This window comes from Hymenobacter lapidarius (genome assembly GCF_001816145.1).
Classification (GTDB): domain Bacteria; phylum Bacteroidota; class Bacteroidia; order Cytophagales; family Hymenobacteraceae; genus Hymenobacter; species Hymenobacter lapidarius.
Genome location: NZ_MDZB01000073.1, coordinates 15,462 through 31,676, shown reverse-complemented (window position 1 = coordinate 31,676; position 16,215 = coordinate 15,462). Strand labels below are relative to the sequence as shown.

At 59.2% G+C, this 16,215-nt stretch carries 16 protein-coding genes; 5 read left to right on the top strand and 11 right to left on the bottom strand.

Annotated elements, in window-relative coordinates:
* The first annotated feature begins 108 nt into the window (after positions 1-108).
* Positions 109-1,773: an energy-dependent translational throttle protein EttA gene (ettA, locus tag BEN47_RS04105; RefSeq protein ID WP_070725399.1), complete on the top strand. Its 1,665-nt coding sequence runs from the start codon at positions 109-111 to the stop codon at positions 1,771-1,773.
* Between the two features lie 159 nt (positions 1,774-1,932).
* On the opposite strand, the gene BEN47_RS04100 is transcribed toward ettA, so the two are convergent.
* From BEN47_RS04100 to panC, 7 genes are all read right to left on the bottom strand, one after another.
* Entirely contained in the window at positions 1,933-2,682 is a 750-nt protein-coding gene (locus BEN47_RS04100) for a hypothetical protein (protein WP_125921488.1), read from the bottom strand.
* A gap of 79 nt (positions 2,683-2,761) precedes the next feature.
* Positions 2,762-3,124: a hypothetical protein gene (locus tag BEN47_RS04095; protein ID WP_070725395.1), complete on the bottom strand. Its 363-nt coding sequence runs from the start codon at positions 3,122-3,124 to the stop codon at positions 2,762-2,764.
* 96 nt (positions 3,125-3,220) lie between these two features.
* A complete protein-coding gene (locus tag BEN47_RS04090; RefSeq protein ID WP_083322097.1) occupies positions 3,221-3,841 on the bottom strand; it encodes a response regulator transcription factor in 621 nt (206 codons plus the stop codon).
* A gap of 192 nt (positions 3,842-4,033) precedes the next feature.
* Positions 4,034-4,708, bottom strand: a complete 675-nt coding sequence (locus tag BEN47_RS04085) for a zinc metallopeptidase (protein ID WP_070725391.1) — start codon at positions 4,706-4,708, stop codon at positions 4,034-4,036.
* 122 nt (positions 4,709-4,830) lie between these two features.
* On the bottom strand, positions 4,831-5,307 hold the full coding sequence (rfaE2, locus tag BEN47_RS04080) for a D-glycero-beta-D-manno-heptose 1-phosphate adenylyltransferase (protein ID WP_070725388.1): 477 nt from the start codon (positions 5,305-5,307) through the stop codon (positions 4,831-4,833).
* 11 nt (positions 5,308-5,318) lie between these two features.
* Positions 5,319-6,353, bottom strand: a complete 1,035-nt coding sequence (locus BEN47_RS04075) for a lysylphosphatidylglycerol synthase transmembrane domain-containing protein (protein WP_083322096.1) — start codon at positions 6,351-6,353, stop codon at positions 5,319-5,321.
* A 62-nt stretch (positions 6,354-6,415) separates the two neighbouring features.
* Positions 6,416-7,264, bottom strand: a complete 849-nt coding sequence (panC, locus tag BEN47_RS04070; RefSeq protein ID WP_070725387.1) for a pantoate--beta-alanine ligase — start codon at positions 7,262-7,264, stop codon at positions 6,416-6,418.
* A 118-nt stretch (positions 7,265-7,382) separates the two neighbouring features.
* Between panC and BEN47_RS04065 the strand changes: the two genes are divergently transcribed.
* From BEN47_RS04065 to glmS, 3 genes are all read left to right on the top strand, one after another.
* On the top strand, positions 7,383-8,195 hold the full coding sequence (locus tag BEN47_RS04065) for a glycogen/starch synthase (RefSeq protein ID WP_070725385.1): 813 nt from the start codon (positions 7,383-7,385) through the stop codon (positions 8,193-8,195).
* Positions 8,179-9,699, top strand: a complete 1,521-nt coding sequence (locus BEN47_RS04060) for a DUF4270 family protein (protein ID WP_070725383.1) — start codon at positions 8,179-8,181, stop codon at positions 9,697-9,699. Before BEN47_RS04065 ends, BEN47_RS04060 begins: the two co-directional genes overlap by 17 nt.
* Before the next feature lie 76 nt (positions 9,700-9,775).
* A complete protein-coding gene (gene glmS / locus BEN47_RS04055; RefSeq protein ID WP_070725381.1) occupies positions 9,776-11,611 on the top strand; it encodes a glutamine--fructose-6-phosphate transaminase (isomerizing) in 1,836 nt (611 codons plus the stop codon).
* A 363-nt stretch (positions 11,612-11,974) separates the two neighbouring features.
* Here glmS and BEN47_RS04050 read toward each other — a convergent pair whose 3' ends face one another.
* From BEN47_RS04050 to BEN47_RS04035, 4 genes are all read right to left on the bottom strand, one after another.
* Positions 11,975-12,340: an apurinic/apyrimidinic endonuclease family protein gene (locus BEN47_RS04050; RefSeq protein WP_070725379.1), complete on the bottom strand. Its 366-nt coding sequence runs from the start codon at positions 12,338-12,340 to the stop codon at positions 11,975-11,977.
* A 120-nt stretch (positions 12,341-12,460) separates the two neighbouring features.
* Positions 12,461-13,114: a carboxypeptidase-like regulatory domain-containing protein gene (locus BEN47_RS04045; RefSeq protein WP_158010837.1), complete on the bottom strand. Its 654-nt coding sequence runs from the start codon at positions 13,112-13,114 to the stop codon at positions 12,461-12,463.
* A 157-nt stretch (positions 13,115-13,271) separates the two neighbouring features.
* The gene (locus tag BEN47_RS04040; protein ID WP_070725375.1) at positions 13,272-13,898 is read right to left on the bottom strand and encodes a hypothetical protein; all 627 of its coding nucleotides are present in this window, start codon (positions 13,896-13,898) and stop codon (positions 13,272-13,274) included.
* 105 nt (positions 13,899-14,003) lie between these two features.
* On the bottom strand, positions 14,004-15,242 hold the full coding sequence (locus BEN47_RS04035) for a metallophosphoesterase (RefSeq protein WP_070725373.1): 1,239 nt from the start codon (positions 15,240-15,242) through the stop codon (positions 14,004-14,006).
* Between the two features lie 127 nt (positions 15,243-15,369).
* Here BEN47_RS04035 and radC point away from each other — a divergent pair, with 127 nt between their 5' ends.
* The gene (gene radC, locus BEN47_RS04030) at positions 15,370-16,128 is read left to right on the top strand and encodes a RadC family protein (RefSeq protein WP_083322095.1); all 759 of its coding nucleotides are present in this window, start codon (positions 15,370-15,372) and stop codon (positions 16,126-16,128) included.
* The last annotated feature ends 87 nt before the right edge of the window (positions 16,129-16,215 follow it).

Genomic DNA, 16,215 nt, shown 5'->3' with positions numbered 1-16,215 from the left:
TCCCGGCGCGGCAGCCGCTGGCGACCGCGCCGGAGTTGAACCAGCGCTGTGCGTATCAAGGCCACTGCCGCTGACTTTCTATTCATTACTTCATTCCCTGAAAGCCCCATGAGCGACCAAACCATCATTTTCAGCATGGCCGGCGTGAGTAAGATTTACCCGCCCCAGAAGCAAGTTCTCAAGAACATTTACCTTTCTTTTTTCTACGGCGCCAAAATCGGCGTGCTGGGTCTCAACGGCTCGGGCAAGTCGAGTTTGCTGAAAATCATTGCCGGCGTCGACAAGCAGTTTCAGGGCGAAGTGGTGTTCTCGCCGGGCTACTCGGTGGGCTACCTGGAGCAGGAACCCCAGCTCGACCCCACCAAAACCGTGCGCGAAGTAGTGGAAGAAGGCGTGGCCGAAACGGTGGCCCTGCTGAAGGAATACGACGAAATCAACGAGGCCTTCGGGGCCGAAGACGCGGATTTTGACAAGCTGCTCGACCGCCAGGGCAAGGTGCAGGAGCGGCTGGACCAGCTCGATGCCTGGAACCTGGACTCGAAGCTGGAGCGCGCCATGGACGCCCTGCGCACGCCCGCGCAGGAAGCCATTATCGGCAACCTCTCGGGTGGCGAGAAGCGCCGCGTGGCCCTGTGCCGCCTGCTGCTGCAGGAGCCCGACGTGCTGCTGCTGGACGAACCCACCAACCACCTCGACGCCGAGAGCGTGCTGTGGCTGGAGCAGCACCTGCAGCAATACAAAGGCACCGTGATAGCCGTGACCCACGACCGGTACTTTCTGGACAACGTGGCCGGCTGGATTCTGGAGCTGGACCGCGGCTCGGGCATTCCGTGGAAGGGCAACTACAGCAGCTGGCTGGAGCAGAAAACCACCCGCATGGCGCAGGAAGAGAACACCGAAAGCAAGCGCATGAAAACCCTGCAGCGCGAGCTGGACTGGGTGCGCATGTCGCCGAAAGCCCGCCAGGCCAAGGGCAAGGCCCGCCTGAGCAATTACGACAAGCTGGCCAGCGAGGAAGCCAAGGACAAGGAACAGAAGCTGGAGCTGTTCATTCCGGACGGCCCCCGCCTGGGCGCCCAGGTGATTGAGGCCGCAGGCCTCACCAAAGCCTTTGGCGACAAGCTCCTGTTTGAAAACCTGAGCTTCTCGCTGCCCCAGGGCGGCATTGTGGGCATCATCGGGCCGAACGGCGCGGGCAAAACCACGCTTTTCCGCATGATAACCGACCAGATGAAGCCCGATGCGGGCACGTTTGAAGTGGGCCCCACGGTGCTCACCGCCTACATCGACCAGCAGCACGACACGCTGGACGGCAGCAAGTCGGTATTCGACACCATCACGGGCGGCACCGAAACCATGCTGCTGGCCGGCCGCCCCGTGAACTCCCGCGCCTACGTGAGCAAGTTCAATTTCGGCGGCGGCGACCAGGAGAAGAAGGTAGCCATGCTATCCGGCGGCGAGAAGAACCGCGTGCACCTGGCCATGACGCTCAAGCAGGGAGCAAACTTATTGCTGCTCGACGAGCCCACCAACGACCTGGACGTAAACGCCATTCGCGCGCTGGAAGACGCGCTGGAGAACTTTGCCGGCTGCGCCGTCATCATCAGCCACGACCGGTGGTTCCTGGACCGGCTGGCCACGCACATCCTGGCCTTTGAGGGCGACTCGGAAGTGGTATGGTTTGAGGGCAACTTCACGGACTACGAGGAAGCCAAGCGCAAGCGCCTGGGCGATGTGGAGCCGAAGCGCGTGCGGTACAAGAAGCTGGGATAATGGCCTTATCGCTGCCAACAGCATCCTACTAATCACTTCATCACGAGACAACTGGCCACATCAGCAGCGGAGTATGAACGTCTCTTCGGGGCCGTTCCTACTCCGCAGCCGCAGGCAATCAGCCGCTGGTTTGGGGTGTGGCCGGATTGGTCCGCCTCGTTATTGCTTCAGCGGTTTGTAGGCAAGGAGGTAAAACAGCTTTAGTGAAACGGAAGGCAGGTAGCGGTCAGCATAATAGTCGCTGTTATCGGGCAAAATGGAGGTGATGAGGGTGCCCGTGGCGCTGATAACCTGCTTGTCCCGGCACTCGTCAATCAAAAAGTCACGCGGCAGCCGGTAGGATATCATCTCGAAAGTAGCCGCCAACTGCAGCTCGTCGTTTATGCGGTAGCCGAGGCCCAACCCGCCATCTATGCGCTTGTTGAATACCGAGCCCGTAGCCGCCGTGTTGAAGGTGAGCAGGTTTACCGTGGCTACCAGGTTCCATCCGTAGGGCACGTAGTATACTGTTTTGGTAGCCCCCCCGGTTTCCGTCAGCTTTCGGTAATAGCGGCCGCGAACGTGGGCAGAAGTGCTTTTGGCAGGCTTCTCTCTGATGCGTGTCAACGGCACCGATAGGCCCATCGAAAGCAGAAAGGTGCTCGCAGGCGCATCGGTTACTTTCAGCTTGTAGTCGAGCGGTGAAACGTGAACGTCGTAGATGCGCTCGAAAACCCGATTGAAGCCCAGACTGACGCCAAAATCAACACCTTTGTTCACCAAATTGACCACTTGGGAATCTGCGCCGCTACCAGCCGCTGCACTTCGCATCTGCTGCAGTTTTGCGGGCGTTATTTCCTTCACATTGCCTTGGCCATGCACCGCCATGCCCTTAGCCAGCACGAGCATCAAGAGTAGAAACCGTGTCATACTGGAGGGGCGTAATAGTGAAAACCAGAGGATTGAAATACCCTGCGGCGGCCGTACGGACCACCAACTGCGTCAGTGGTTACGAGGGCTTGTTGGATGCTAATTCTTCTCTCAGCTTCTGCACTTCACGCTTCAATTCTTCCGCATTTTGGATTGCCTGACTGGCAGTTTTCTCGACAAAGTCCTTGCCCGCGGCGCCTACCTGCACCCCCAAAAACGCGCCCACGAGCGTACCCACAATGCTGGTGAATAGTCCCGCTACGGCGGTTATTTCAGAAGCCCGCCACAAAACGGCGGGGTGCCCGGTATTCCTGGCATTGTAATGCGCCAAAAAGCCAATCAGTACGGCCGGGATGAGCAATCCGATGATGCCGATGATAAGCGCATATAGCGTTCGACCGTCAGACGCGGAGGCGGAGCGGTAAGCAGATTGTTCTTCCATGAGCAATAAGGCTGGCACTGCCAAATCCCGGCACTGACTTGACGCTAAAGCACGGCACTCCCAGCACCTTCCACATCAGTGCTAGCACTGATACGTTCACGCCACCCAGCCCTCGCGCACGGCCCGCACCGCCAGCCCCACCAGCGTACGCGTGCCCGATTTCTGCAATAGCATCCGCCGGTGGCTTTCCACCGTGCGCACGCTCAGGCACAGCTTATCCGCAATTTCATCGTTGCAATGGTCGGCTACCACCAAGCTCAGCACCTGCAGTTCGCGGGGGCTGAAGACACCGGCCCGCCCGCCGGCACCGTGCCAGACAAGGGCCGCCGCCGGGGCCCCAAATTCCTGCAGCCACGGCGCCAGGGCCGCCACCAACGCCCCGGAAGGTGCCTGCCGAGACACCAGCAGCCGGGTATTAGGCCAGGGCAAAGGGCCTGCGGGGGCAGCCGGCCCCGGCCCGGTGAGGAGCGCCACCCGCTGGGTAGGGCGGACCTGGTGCAGTTGCGTCAGCAGGGATGTGGGGCACAGGCCCGGCAGCAGGACATCCACAATGAGCAGACGGTACGGTTGGCGGCACACCAGGTGGGGTACCTGGGTGGCGTCGGCGGTGAGGACGAGCTGCAGGTGGGGCCACTGCTCATGGAGCAAGGCCACCAAACCCTCGCGATGCAGCGTGGGCGCGGCCGCCACCAGGACTGTCGGGGCAGACGTTGCCATGAGTGAAATCAGATAAAGATGGTTGAATATTAGGCTATTATGGGAAGCAAGCAGCCATCAGAAACAGATGTTGATAAGAAGGGCAATTTATATTAAATAAATTATATATTAAAAATGCCAACAAAGTGCCGAAACGAAAAAGCCGTCATCCTGCAGGCAGGATGACGGCTTCACTATGAGAGTGCGCCTTGGCTAGCGGCGACTACCGCCCATGAAAATCATCACGTAGTAGAGCAGCGTGGCCAGCGAGCTAATGGCCGCCACCACGTAGGTCATGGCGGCCCACCACAGAGCGTCTTTGGCCATGGCGTGCTCCTGGGTGGTTACCACACCACGCGTATCCATCCAGGCCAGGGCCCGGCGCGAGGCATCAAACTCCACGGGCAACGTCACGAAAGAGAAGATGGTAGTAAGCGAAAACAGCACGATGCCCACGCCCAGCGGAATCATGCTGCGGTTAATCATAAATACGCCCGCCAGCAAAATCCACGGCATGTATCTGGAGACGGCACTAAGGGCCGGCACCATAGCCGAACGAAACTGCAGCATGGAATAGGCCGTGGCGTGCTGCACGGCGTGCCCGCACTCGTGGGCTGCGATGGCAGCGGCGGCGGCGCTGCGCTCGGCGTACACGCCCTCGCTCAGGTTCACGGTTTTGTCGGTGGGATTGTAGTGGTCGGTCAGGCGGCCTTCGGTGCTGATGATGCGCACATCGGTGATGCCGTGGTCGGCGAGCATGAGCTCGGCCACCTGCGCCCCGGTTAGGTTGGCTTTGAGGCCTTCCTGCGAGTACTGCTTGAACTTGCTGCGCAGCCGCCACTGAATGGCGAAGCTAACCAGCATGAGCAGAATGAGAATGATGTACATGGCAATGAGGTATTAGAACGAAAGAGAATGGTACTACTACGCGGGTGACCAGCGAAAGCTTCTACATCTTGATTAATTAAAACTAGTGCATTTACGATACGCAAAAAACATGCCGTACAGTGCTATACGTCCAGTATACGCGCAATAATGCGGGAAGTACTGTAGCCCGGCACCAGGGGCACCGTCAGCACTTGTCCACCCCTGCTCAACACCAATTCATGCCCCACAATTCCGTCGATGGCGTAGTCGTCGCCTTTCACCAGCACATCGGGCTGTACGAGTTCAATAAGGGCCAGCGGCGTAGGCTCGCCAAACAGCACCACGGCATCTACAAAAGCCAGCGAGGCCAGGATACGGGCCCGGGCGTCTTCGTCCTGAATGGGCCGGCCGGGCTTAAGGGCGCCTACCGACGCATCGGTATTGAGGCCCACCACCAAGGCATCGCCCAGGTGCCGGGCCTGCTCCAGATAATCGACGTGGCCGAGGTGCAACAGGTCAAAGCAGCCGTTGGTGAATACCACTTTGCGGCCCTGTGCCCGCCATTCGGCCAGCGTGGCAGGCAGTTGCTCCCGGGTTCTGATTTTATCTTTTGTCCACATCGGGAGAAGCTCTAAGGAAGGGAAACAGCTGGTACTGACGCCAGCGACTTGGCCATTTTGCCTGATTTGATGGCACTGGCAATGAAGCTAATGCCTCCCATGAAGACGACCAGTATTGTCTGCGCCCCGTGTACTACCAGCGCATAGGCAATGCCCGCTTCCTTGCTGATTCCATACACCAGCAAGGTGCTTTGTACCATCACGTGGAACACACCAATGCCACCCTGCACCGGTGCCGCCATGCCAAAAGCTCCAAACGTGAGCACCGCCAGGCCAGCTTTGGCGTCAAGGCCATACGTTTCGGGAAAGCACCTGAACGTCAGGTAGTCCATCAGGTAATACACCAACCAGGTGAAGGCGGTGTGCAACAAAAACAGGCCCTTGTTCTCCAGCTTGCGCACGCTGAATACGCCCGCCAACAGTCCTTTCACGAAGCCCACTACTTTGGTAAATAGCGTGTATTGCCGCAGCTTTTCCAGATTGCGAAACAACAGATATCCAAATACGACAAGCAACAGCACGGCAATGCCCGCCAAGGCAAGCAGTGTCGTGCGATTGGCTGCCAGGGAATCGTATTTATCGGCAAACAGGCTTTGCAGGAAGGCCCAGAATTTATTGAACTCCAACAGCATAACACTCCCCAACAGCAACAGCAACACCAGCACGTCAATCACCCGCTCGGTTATCACCGTGCCCAACGACACTTCTACCGGCACGCCGCTCGTGCGCCGCAGCACCGAGCAGCGAATGACTTCGCCCATGCGCGGCAGCACAATATTGGCCAGGTAGCCCACCATCATGGCGTGGTACACATTCCAGTAAGGAACCTTGTGCCGCGAGGCTGTGAGCTGCATTTGCCAGCGGTAGGCCCGGCTAAAGTAGCCCAGTACCGAAAGCACCATGGTGATTCCCAGCCAGAAGTAATTAGCCGTCACAATATAATGACCGATTCGCGACAGGTCCTGTCCGCGCACGGCATACCACATCAGTACCCCCGAGAGGGCCAGCAACAGCGCGTATTTTAAAATGGTGAGAAGCTGTTTCAACTAGGTAGCGTAATCCTGTTTGTTCAAAAGAGCCCGCAAAGGTAAAGCGCCGCCGGTACCGCCTAGCCCGCTATCACGAGGTTATCAATCAGCCGGACGCCGCCCAAGTGAGCGGCTATGCACAGCACCACGTCCCGGCCCGCGGCGTAGTCCACCAGCGGCTGCAAGGTTTGCGCATCGGCTATCTCGAAATACTCGGGCGTGATGAGCGGCTCGCGGCGCAAGGCCGCTTCAGCGGTGGCCATCACCTCACTGGGCGAGACGCCCTGGCGGACCTCGGCGGCGGCAGCTTGCAGCACTTGGTGCAACAGCGGCGCGGCGGCGCGGGCCACGGGCTCGAGCCGGCGGTTGCGCGAGGACATGGCCAACCCGTCAGGCTCCCGGATGGTGGGACACGTCACAATTTCCAGGTCAAACGACAAGTCGGCCACCAGCTGGCGAATCACCGTCACCTGCTGCCAGTCTTTCTGCCCGAAATAGGCCCGGTGCGGGCGCGCCAAATGAAAGAGCTTGCTCACCACCGTGGCCACGCCGTTGAAGTGGCCGGGCCGGTGCGCGCCCTCCATCACCTGCTCCAAAGGCCCAAAATCGAACCGCAGCACTGCGGGCTGCGGATACACCTCGGGCACCGACGGCACAAAAAGCGCGGTGCAGCCCACCGGCTCCAGGAGCACCGCATCAGCCTCCGGCACCCGCGGGTACAGCCGGAAGTCTTCGGCGTTGTTGAATTGCGTTGGGTTGACAAAGATACTGACTATCACCTCGTCACAATCAGTGCGGGCAGCTTGCACCAGTTGCAGGTGGCCGTCGTGCAACGCGCCCATGGTGGGCACCAGGCCCACGCGTTTGCCCGCTTGGCGGGCCTGCTCGGTGTAGGCTTGCAACCCGGCGGCGGTAGTTAGTATCTGCATAGAAGAGGAAGGCTGTTGGACTGGCCTCCAAAGTAGGTTTTATTGATTTTCCGCTCAAAATTGTTTAATTTTGTGCACCCATAGCATGGGCTTGTCCCATTCTCTTCAATAATCCCTTATGTCGAAGCTACGAATCCTTTACGCGGCCACCGAAATTGACCCGTTTCTGCAGACCACGAAAGTGGCTGAAATGCTGCGTCGGTTGCCCGCCAGCATGCAGGAAATGGGCTGCGAAATTCGCATTTTCGTGCCACGTTTCGGCATTATCAACGAGCGCAAGAACCGGCTGCACGAAGTAGTGCGCCTCTCGGGTATCAATATTGCAGTGGGCGACGACGAGAAGCCCTTGGTTATCAAGGTTGCTTCCATTCCCACGGCCAAGCTGCAGGTTTATTTTATCGATAACGAAGATTATTTCCACCGGAAGTCGGCCCTGGTTGACAAAAACGACAAGTTCTACGCCGATAACGACGAGCGTGCCATCTTTTTCTGCAAAGGTGTGCTTGAGACGGTGAAAAAACTCGGCTGGTCTCCCAACATCGTGCATTGTAGCGACTGGATGACGGGCCTGATTCCACTGTATCTGAAGACGACCTACAAAAAAGACCCGGTGTTTAAGGACGCGAAGTCGGTGTTCTCGATTTACAACAACGAATTCTTCGACAAATTTGAGGGCAACATCCTCGAGAAAGCCAAGATGCTGGACATCGACGACGCCATGCTGGCCTCGCTGAAAACGGCGGACTTCAGCGGCTTCATCAAGATGGGCATGGAATATGCAGACACCGTGGTCCGGTCCGACGAGGACTTCAGCGACAACATGAACGGCATGTTCACCGAATATGCCCTCCACAACCGGCTCAGCCAGGTAGCCACCGACGAAAACCTGCACTCTTCTTACTTAGCGCTCTACAATGAATTGGCTAACTAGCCGCTATGCTCCCCTGGTAGCTCTTACGGCGCTGGCTCTGGCCGGCTGCGACAAAGGCACCGACCTGAATGTGGACCTGCCCGACACGGCATCCACCAGTACCGAGTATATCGAATACAAAAACCCGTTGCTCGACGTGGCCACCGTGCGCATCGCGCCGGTGCAAACCCTCAAAGCCATTCAGTTCCTGGTGGGCCGACTGAGCGACAATATTGCCGGCACAACCGAAGCGCGGGCTTACCTCAACACCATCACCATCAGTTCCAAAGACTCGCTGCCGTCGAAACTGACGACGCCCGTGTTGGACTCGGTGGTCTTGGTGATGGGGTTCGACAAGGTGGACGGCAGTTTGACCACGCCGGCACAGTTCGACGTTTTCAACCTGCAGGCCCCCCTTGACGAGCGGCAGTCCTACAACAGCGGTTCGAGTACCCCCACGGTGAGCCCGGCGCTGGGCCAAAACATCATCAGCCGCCTCAACCGCACCGTGCAAGTGACCACGCCGGCTACCGGAACCACGCCGGCCACCACCACCACTGTTCCGGACCAGACGGTCCGCTTGGTATTGCAGCGTACTGCGGCCGTCGCCGCGCCGTTTGCGCCGGCACCAGCCGTGGCGTCGTCGTTCTTCAGCACTACTTTTTTTCCGGCGCTGCGGGGCACCACCTTCACGCAGGCCCAGCTTGATGGTCTGCTGAAAGGCCTGGCCATCACGCCGAGTGCAGGCTATTCAAGTGGCGTCGTGAGCTTTGGCCGGGCGTATAACCACCGCCTCGCCTTATTCTTCCACGATGCCGCTATTCCGACGCCACCCTCCACGGTGCGCCGGAAATGGCGCTCGTTCTCCGTATTTTTTGGTCCGGTGTACAGCGGCCTAAACGGCGCGCCAACCAGTGCCCCGGCCAGCGACCCGCGTTACTATACGCAAATAATCAGCGACTTGAGCGGCACCCCGCTCAGCGCGTTGGCCGATGTAACGCAGGCCGTATCCGGCAATTCCGGGGCTTTGAGTGGCACGAGCTACCTGCAGGATGGCGTTGGACTGGGCACGCGCGTAACGTTCAAAAGCCTGGACAGGCTGCTGGCCACGCCCGGCATCATCATCAACCGGGCGGAGCTGCGGGTACCAGTTAAGCCCTTCAGCAACGCGCTGCTGACAAACCCCACGGCCATTTACGCCCTCGAAGTGGATGCCAACAACCGACCGCTGCAGCGCACCATCAATTTCATTCCCACTGACCGCGTGGTGCAGGCCGATGGGGCAAACCAGTTAGCTACTGAAGCTCCATCTGTGGGCACGCTGGTGAATTCCAGCGCGGCCCAGTCCTACTACAACCTGCTCATCACCAGTTACCTGCAAGCCTATATCGCCAACAAGCTGGATGGAAATCCGGCGGCACTTGTGCTGGTGCCGAACATTAATTCGGCCCTTACGTTGTCGCTGAATCGAGCCGTAATCGATGCTGGCAATGTCAGCCTGCGCGTGTACTACACCAAGCGCTAGCGCTTGGCAAGGCTGGCAAATGTGCCGCTAGTGGGCTTTCGCTTTTCAATTTTATTTATCAATTAACCCTTCTGCCATGTGCGGCATTGTTGCTTATCTGGGCCATCGTGAGGCCTGCCCTATTATCCTCAAAGGCCTGCGTCGGCTTGAATACCGCGGTTACGATTCTGCGGGCGTAGCCTTACTCAACGGCGACCTTAATGTCTTCAAAAAGAAAGGCAAGGTCAGCGAGCTGGAAGCTTATATCGCGGACAAGAACACGCACGCCAATGTGGGCATGGGCCATACCCGATGGGCTACCCACGGCGAGCCTAATGACGAGAATGCTCACCCCCACTACTCTACTTCTCAGCGGATTGCCATTATTCACAATGGTATTATTGAGAACTACGCGGCGCTAAAGACGCACTTGCAGCAGCAGGGCCACACGTTCCATTCCGATACGGACACGGAAGTTTTCGTGAACCTGATTGAGGAAATCCAAAAGCAGAATGCCTGTTCTCTGGAAGAGGCCGTGCGCCTGGCCCTGCACGAAGTAGTGGGCGCGTACGCCATTGTGGTGCTCAGCAAGGATGCGCCTGACCAGCTTATCGCGGCCCGCAAAGGCTCGCCGATGGTAATCGGCATTGGTGAGGGCGAATTCTTTATTGCTTCGGACGCTACCCCCATCATTGAGTACACCAACGAAGTTGTGTACGTGAACGACTACGAAATTGTAGTTATTCGCAATGGACAGTTGGAGATTCGCAGCAAGGAGGACGTAAGCCAGACCCCATACATCCAGAAGCTGGAGATGGAGCTCGAGAGCATCGAGAAGGGCGGCTACGAGCACTTCATGCTGAAGGAGATTTTTGAGCAGCCCCGTTCCATCCTCGATTCCATGCGCGGGCGCCTGGAGTTGGAGGCAGGCCACCTCAACATGGGCGGCATTCGGGCGTACGAGCAAAAGTTTGTGAATGCTCAGCGCATCATCATCGTGGCCTGCGGCACGTCGTGGCACGCTGGCCTGGTGGCCGAATACCTGATTGAGGACCTGGCCCGCATTCCGGTGGAGGTTGAATACGCTTCGGAATTCCGCTACCGCAACCCGGTTATCACGGAGCGCGACATCGTAATTGCCATCTCGCAAAGCGGTGAAACCGCCGATACGCTGGCGGCCATTGAGTTGGCCAAGAGCAAGGGCGCAACCATTTTCGGAGTATGCAACGTGGTGGGCAGCAGCATTGCGCGCGCCACCGATGCGGGCGCTTACACCCACGCCGGGCCGGAAATTGGCGTAGCCTCTACCAAGGCGTTCACTGCCCAGGTCACGGTGCTCACGCTATTGGCCATGATTATGGGCCAGAAGCGCGGCACCATCACCGACACCAAGCTGCGGGAGCTGATGGTGGAGCTGGACACCATTCCGTCCAAAGTGGAGAAGGCGCTGCAGCTTGACACGGAGATTCAAGCCATTGCCGAGATTTTCAAGGATGCCACCAACTTCCTGTATCTGGGCCGCGGCTACAACTTCCCCGTTGCGTTGGAAGGTGCCCTAAAGCTCAAGGAAATCAGCTACATCCATGCCGAAGGCTACCCCGCCGCGGAGATGAAGCACGGCCCCATTGCCCTGATTGACGAGAATATGCCCGTGGTGGTAATTGCCACGCGCGACAGCTCGTATGAGAAAGTGGTGAGCAATATTCAGGAAGTGAAGGCGCGTAAGGGCCGCATCATTGCCGTGGTGAGCGAGGGCGATACCGTCATCCCGGCCATGGCCGAATTTGTAATTGAAGTGCCTCACACCAGCGAAGTACTGATGCCGCTGGTGTCGGTGGTGCCATTGCAATTGCTCTCCTACCACATTGCGGTGCTCCGTGGCTGTAATGTAGACCAACCCCGCAACCTGGCCAAGTCGGTGACGGTGGAGTAGGCTCAATAGCTTTGTAATTCAAAAAAATCCGCTTGCCCACGCAAGCGGATTTTTTGTGCTTGCCTTCCCATTCTGACTGATGCCTCGTTTTCCTGTTAAGTAACTGGCCAGAATTAAACGGCCTATATTTGGGAATGCGTAAACGCTTTGTCACCTTGGATTCAGACGAACGGGCCACCTTGCAGGCGGGTCGGCACCACCATCCCCAGCACCAATTCCGGGCGCGTTGCCAGGCCCTGTTGTTGAGCGCAGACGGCCACCCGGTTTCGGCCCTGATGCAGGTGTTGGACGTGCGTCGTCGACCGTATACGCCTGGTTCACGCGCTGGGAAACGGGGGGGCCCAGCATCGAGGCCCTGGTATATCAGCTCCTCGATACTGCGCCGCACAATGTCGGGACTGGCGAGTTCAGCACCACAAACTGGTCGGGGTGGAAGCTCACCCGCAGGTCGTTGGCCTTGATGTAGTCCCCGATTTCCCGGAACTGCGCCGCAAAGTGCGTTTGCCAGGGGAAAGTGTTGATTTCGTGAGAGCCGAAGGGCACAATGCCCGAGCCCATCCGAAAAAAGAGCAGGCCCTGGGCCACGTTCCACTCCAGCATGCGGCGCAGGCACACCAAGTTGGCCGATACCGCCGCCAGCAGCCGCTCTTCCGAGTAGGAAGCCAGCCGGAAGGTGTTGGCGGCGCTGCAATCCATGGCCTCGTTCACGCAGGGATACCCAATTTTCATATCTTGGGCTTACGGGAAAGGGTGGATGGCAGTTATCGTTACCCTACTCCTTTTGGGCCAACCTCACCCCCGGCCCCTCTCCAAAAGAGAGGCGGGGGTGAGGTTGGCCGGGCTGAAGTTCTACGGCTCGTACCCGCGGTTATCCTTGAATGCCTTGTTGTACTGCAGCTTCGCCTTGCGGGCTTTTTCAGCTCGCTGGGCGGCTTCAATCTCCTCCATCTTGCGGCGCTGCTTGCCCTCGCGGGAAAACTGGTCATAAATCAGGCTCACCGGGCTTTGGATGGTGGGCACCGGCGCTTTGGGCGCGGCCGAATCCACGGCGAACAGGGGCTTGGGTTTGGGGGGGCGCTTAGGCCCTTTCACCACCGCCGGAGCCGGTTTTTTCATGTTGCGTAGGGCGCGGTTGATGAGGGCGCGGTCGGCGCGGTCACTCACTACCTGCACTTCATCCAGCCGCACGCTGTCGCGCACCAGCCGGATGCGCACAATGAGTTGCGAGAGGCCCGTGCCGCCCAGCGGGAAGCGTTGCGATTTGTAGCCCAAAGCCCGGAACAGGACCGTGTCGGTGGGCAGCGCGGCTACGGCAAAGCTGCCGGTGACGGTGGTTACCACGCCGGTACGGCTGCGCTGCACGGCCACTGTAGCGCCCTGCAGCGGCAGGCGCGTATCGGCCGCCGACACCGTGCCGCTCACGCGCACCTGCTGCTGGGCCTGCGCCGGGTGCACCACACCCAGCCACCACAGCAGGCCGGCCACCAGCCACCGCAACCGCATACATGCGCCGGGCTCACTCACCATCTGAACCAATCCACCTACTCTTATCACACCGCGTAAACATCATTTGCCTGCAAAGTTGTGCAGCAGGGAGACAAAAAAAGCCCGCACCGTTGCAGGTGCGGGCCCAAAGTGCCAGGCAAAAAAGCCCAACGCGCTATTGCATTTTGGTTTTGTTACCGCTCTCGTCCTTCATTTTGATGGTGCCGTCGTCGCCGTCCATCTTGGTTTTGTTACCTTCGGCGTCCTTGATTTTGATGTCGCCGTCGGCTTTCACTTTCATTTTGCCACCTTCACCTGACATATTCATATCGGATGAAGAATTCATGCTGCCCGACGACATGGCCGCGTCTTCGTCCGCCATGTTGTAGTAACTCGTGCGGCCGGTTTCGTAGGCCCGGTACTGGGTGGGGTCGGCGAAGATGGTTTTGAACTCCGCGTCGGTGGTAGCCATCGACTCGCGCATGGCACCGGCCATGCCGGTGGTGTCGGTGGCGTACTTGGTTTGCATGTCGCCCATCTGGCGGTAGCGGTTCACGTACACGGTGCGGATTTTGGTTTTGGTCGCCTCGTCCGTGATTTTCATGTCAGCCACCATTTTGTCGGCAATGCGCTGGGCGCGGGCCTCCATGTCGGCCTCCGACATCGGACTCATGGTGGTAGTCGTGGTGGTGGTGGTCATGCCTTCGCCGGCAGCCACAGTGGTGTCGGTGGTCTTTTCCTGCGAGCAGGAGGCCAGCGAAAGGGCAGCAGCGCCCGCGAGAATCAAGAGGGAATTTTTCATGAATGGGGGATTTAGAGAAAACAACCGGAGTGATTGGTGTGTTGAGGGCGCTTTACGGAGAGGCCGCGCCGGATGTTACTCCAACGGTATAATTCCCGGGCCTGGCTACGCGCGCCGCAACTCAAACACCGTTATTTCGGGGAGAAAGCCCACCCGGCCCGGGTAGCCCAAATAGCCCAATCCGGTGTTTACGTACAGTTTTTGGCGGCCTTGCTCGTAGAGGCCGGCCCACTGCTTGTACACGTACTGCACGGGGCTCCACTTCAAAAACGACAGGTTGACGCCGAACTGCATGCCGTGGGTGTGGCCGCTCAGCGTCAGGTCGATGTCGGGGTAGTTCAGCACCTGCGCCTCCCAGTGCGAGGGGTCGTGCGAGAGCAGGATTTTGAAGGGCGCGTCGCCGCTGGCGGCATGGGCCTGGGGCAGGTTGCCGTGCTTGGGGAAGTTGGCGTGGCTGCTCCAGTTCTGCACGCCCAGCACCGCAATTTTGTCTTCGCCCCGCCTGATGGTGTGGCTGGTGTCGTTGATGAGCGTCCAGCCCATTTTGGCGTGGTTCTGCATCAGGCGCTCCAGGTTGGCCTGCTTCTCGGCTGGGCTTTCCCACTGCACGTAGTCGCCGTAGTCGTGGTTGCCGAGGCTGGAGAAAATGGGCAGTTCCGACTTAATCCCGGCCAGGGCCGGCATGTGCGGCTCCACCTCGGTGGCACGGTTGTTCACCAGGTCGCCGGTCATGAGCACGAGGTCGGCCGCCTGTTTATTGATAAGGGCTACCGCCCGCTCCAGCGGCTCGGTGGAGCTGAAGCTGCCGGTATGCAGGTCCGAAATCTGCACCACCTTGAAGCCGTCGAACGCGGGCGGCAGGTTGGGGAAGCGCAGCGTCACGCGGCGCACTTGGTAGTTGGTGGCGCCACGCACCATGCCCCAGAGCAGCGCCACAAACGGAATAGCGCCGATGCCCAGCGCCAGCTTAGCCAGGAATTCGCTGCGCGGCATGGCGTTGCCCGCAAGGCCCGCGGGCTGCGTGGCCGCACCCATGGCCCAGCGCACCAGCCGCGTCACGTCTTCCAGCAGCAGCGGAATCAGGATAATGAACTTGCCGGCCAGCAGCAGCAGGGGTAGGCTCATGAGGTAGCTTTTGAGCACGGTATTGCCCATCTGGCGGGTGGTGCCGGCCCAGAATGCCAACGCCCACACGCCCAATGAAACCACCCAGTACGCTATGGAAATGCCCCGTCGCGCGGCCAGCGACTGGTGCTGCGCCAGGGTGCGCGCGGCCTGATACCCATACCATTCGGCCAACACAAGGACGGCCAGAAAGAACCATAAAACCAACGGATTTCGCATATTCAGATTTAAAGCGGACACGGCCTCGAGTGCATAACGCCCCGGCCGGCTTGGTGTTTAAACGCACCCGCCGGGCTTTTGCTTTACATTTAATTGATATTCCACCCCTCTACCAACCCCGTGCCGCATGGAAGCACCTGACAGCCTGACCGAACGCCCCGCTCTGCCGGCCGCCGCCCCGTCCCCGCCCTACGCGCCGCCCGGCGCCTTGGGCATCAAGAGCTGGGCCGAGGAAGACCGGCCCCGCGAGAAGCTCCTGGCCAAAGGCCGCGCCGCCCTCTCCGATGCCGAACTGATTGCCATCCTGCTGGGCTCCGGCACCACCAAGCTCACCGCCGTGGACGTGGCCAAGCTCATGCTGAAAGGGGTGGATAACGACCTGAATGCATTGGCCCGCGAAAGTGTGAAGCAGCTCTGCCGCCACCCCGGCATCGGCGAAGCCAAAGCCATCAGCGTGGTGGCCGCCCTGGAGCTGGGCCGCCGCCGCAAGGAGGCCGACGCCGCCCCACGCACCACCATCACCTGCTCGCGCGACATCTACCAGTTGATTCGACCCCACCTCATGGACCTGCCCCACGAGGAGTTCTGGGTCATCCTGCTCAACCGGGCCAATGTGGTAATGCGCAAAACGGCCATCAGCCGCGGCGGCGTGGCCGGCACTGTGGCCGACCCGAAAATGATATTCAAAGAGGCCTTGGAGCAGCTGGCCAGCAGTATTATTCTGGTGCACAACCACCCCAGCGGCAACCGCAACCCCAGCGCCGCCGATATTCAACTGACCAAGAAGCTAAAAGAGGCTGGCAATTTCCTGGACTTGCCGATATTGGACCACCTCATTTATTCCGACCAAGGCTACTATAGCTTTGCCGATGAGGGAATGCTGTAGAACAGTTTCCGATAGCGAGCAGCGACTTCCGGTTCATGTGGTTCCAGCGTGGCCCTTTTGCTTGGATTCCTGCCGATAACACCGCCC